Origin of the sequence: Microcoleus sp. PH2017_34_RAT_O_A (genome assembly GCF_020737885.1) — a bacterium.
Taxonomy (GTDB): domain Bacteria; phylum Cyanobacteriota; class Cyanobacteriia; order Cyanobacteriales; family Microcoleaceae; genus Microcoleus.
On sequence record NZ_JAEQDD010000196.1, the window covers coordinates 1 to 1,713 of the forward strand.

The window sequence follows — 1,713 nt, forward strand, 5'->3', positions numbered from 1 at the left end:
TTGATACTCCCCAGCCCGCTCCGGGACGGGGATTCTTGAAGAGTCCAAATGCGAACTTTCAAAGGCGAAATCAAAGCGCCTCTACTGACTCCTTCAAGACAAAGCCCTAAAGTTGCCGCTACTTTTCGCAAAATATTCGCAGCACCGTTGCAGTCTGCATTGATTTTGCTTCCATCTTTTGAACGATACAAGCCGCGACTGACACGTTTTCCAGATTCTTTCCACCCTTCAGGTTTTTCACCGAACTTAGGTAGTTCATCCTCATCCAAAAAACTCGCCTTACTCGTATAGCTTTCTTCAGTTTCAACAAATTGAATGCCATGTTGCTCGCAAAGTTGAGAAATTCTATCCTTTAATCGGGCTGTTGGAATTTGCACAAAACTTTGGTTTGTTTTACTTCCAAGATTGATTTCTTGACGCATTCCTTTGTTCCAGCCAAATACAACAGTGCCTATTTGGTTTTGCAGGCAATGATTCAATACTAATTTAGCTGCTTTATTGACGGCATCTCTAACTTGCCTATTCCGTTTCTCCGTAATCCTCCCTAATCGTTTAGACCAAAAGCCTTGAGGCTTGTTCTCTTTGATTGTTGCAACTCGTTTGTTATACCACTGATTTAATGATTTTAGGTGCAATCCATCTATAATCAAACTTGTTCCCACATTGGAAACACAGGTCAACCAATTATTTAATCCTGGGTCAATACCTAGAACTTTACTGGCATCTAATTCAACTGTTATTGGCTGAATTTTATAGACAAATTCAGCATAAAATTGCCCATTCCTCGGTAAGATGCGAATTTCTCGGATTTGGTCGTAATCTAAGTTTGACGGCATTGGTAGATAGAATTCACTAACTCCAAACCATGTTTTAACCTTACCTCCCAATGGAAACCTTAGTTGCCCGCTTTTCAACTTTACATCTGCCTTGGGAAACGTCGCCAGCTTGAGGCTATTTTTGCGGTATCCCGGCAGTTTAGGGTGTTGCGTGACTGTACCATTTTTGACACCCTTAAGTAGTCCAATATACGACTGGAATGACTCTGCCACAGTTGTTAAAGTCTGTTGAGCTACGTGAGAGTACAAGGCTTTGAAGTGGAGATTGCCTTTTAACAGCCTGTGCAAAGTGGCTTTACTTGGAAATTTTCCAGTTTTGAAATACAATTGCCGAGAGTAGTAAAGTCCACAATTAGCTAACTTGTTTGACTCTTCACAAACAAATTCTAAGATGCTTTTTAAAGTTCGATCTGCGCTAATTAAATTTTGTTGGCAACCATAACTAGACATTTTTTTGATTCTCAATATACTGCTTGACTACCGAAATAGGTGCACCGCCAACGGTTGAAATAAAGTAGCTATTAGTCCACAACGTTGGCAATCGACTTTTTAGCCAAGGAAATTCTTGGCGGAGATATCGAGATGAGCGCCCTTTCATATACCGAATGAGTTTAGCAATCCCAAATTGAGGATCGCATTCGACTAAAAGGTGAACATGATCTGGCATCACTTCCATTTCAATTAATTCGCTCTTAAACTCAGTTGCAACCTCTAATAATATTTCCTTCAGACGGATATCGACGCCTTCAACTAGAACCTTGCGACGATACTTGGGACACCACACAATATGATATTTGCAAGAGTAGACAATGTTCTTGTTTGACTTGTATTTAATACTCATACTATAGTTATACAGCTTGATGCTGTATATGGTGCT

At 40.2% G+C, this 1,713-nt stretch carries 2 protein-coding genes; both read right to left on the bottom strand.

Annotation, left to right across the window (positions count from 1 at the left end):
* Positions 1–1,286 (bottom strand): transposase (locus JGK11_RS32640; protein WP_293194017.1); only part of this gene is annotated, 1,286 nt, incomplete at its 3' end.
* Complete coding sequence (gene tnpA / locus JGK11_RS32645) at positions 1,279–1,677, bottom strand: IS200/IS605 family transposase (RefSeq protein ID WP_293194019.1); 399 nt, start codon at positions 1,675–1,677, stop codon at positions 1,279–1,281. The genes JGK11_RS32640 and tnpA, both read right to left, overlap by 8 nt.
* Positions 1,678–1,713 lie beyond the last annotated feature (36 nt).

What these genes read in the sequence shown, in the direction of transcription:
- tnpA (WP_293194019.1), bottom strand. Translation starts at nt 1,677, where the DNA reads ATGAGTATTAAATACAAGTCAAACAAGAACATTGTCTACTCTTGCAAA.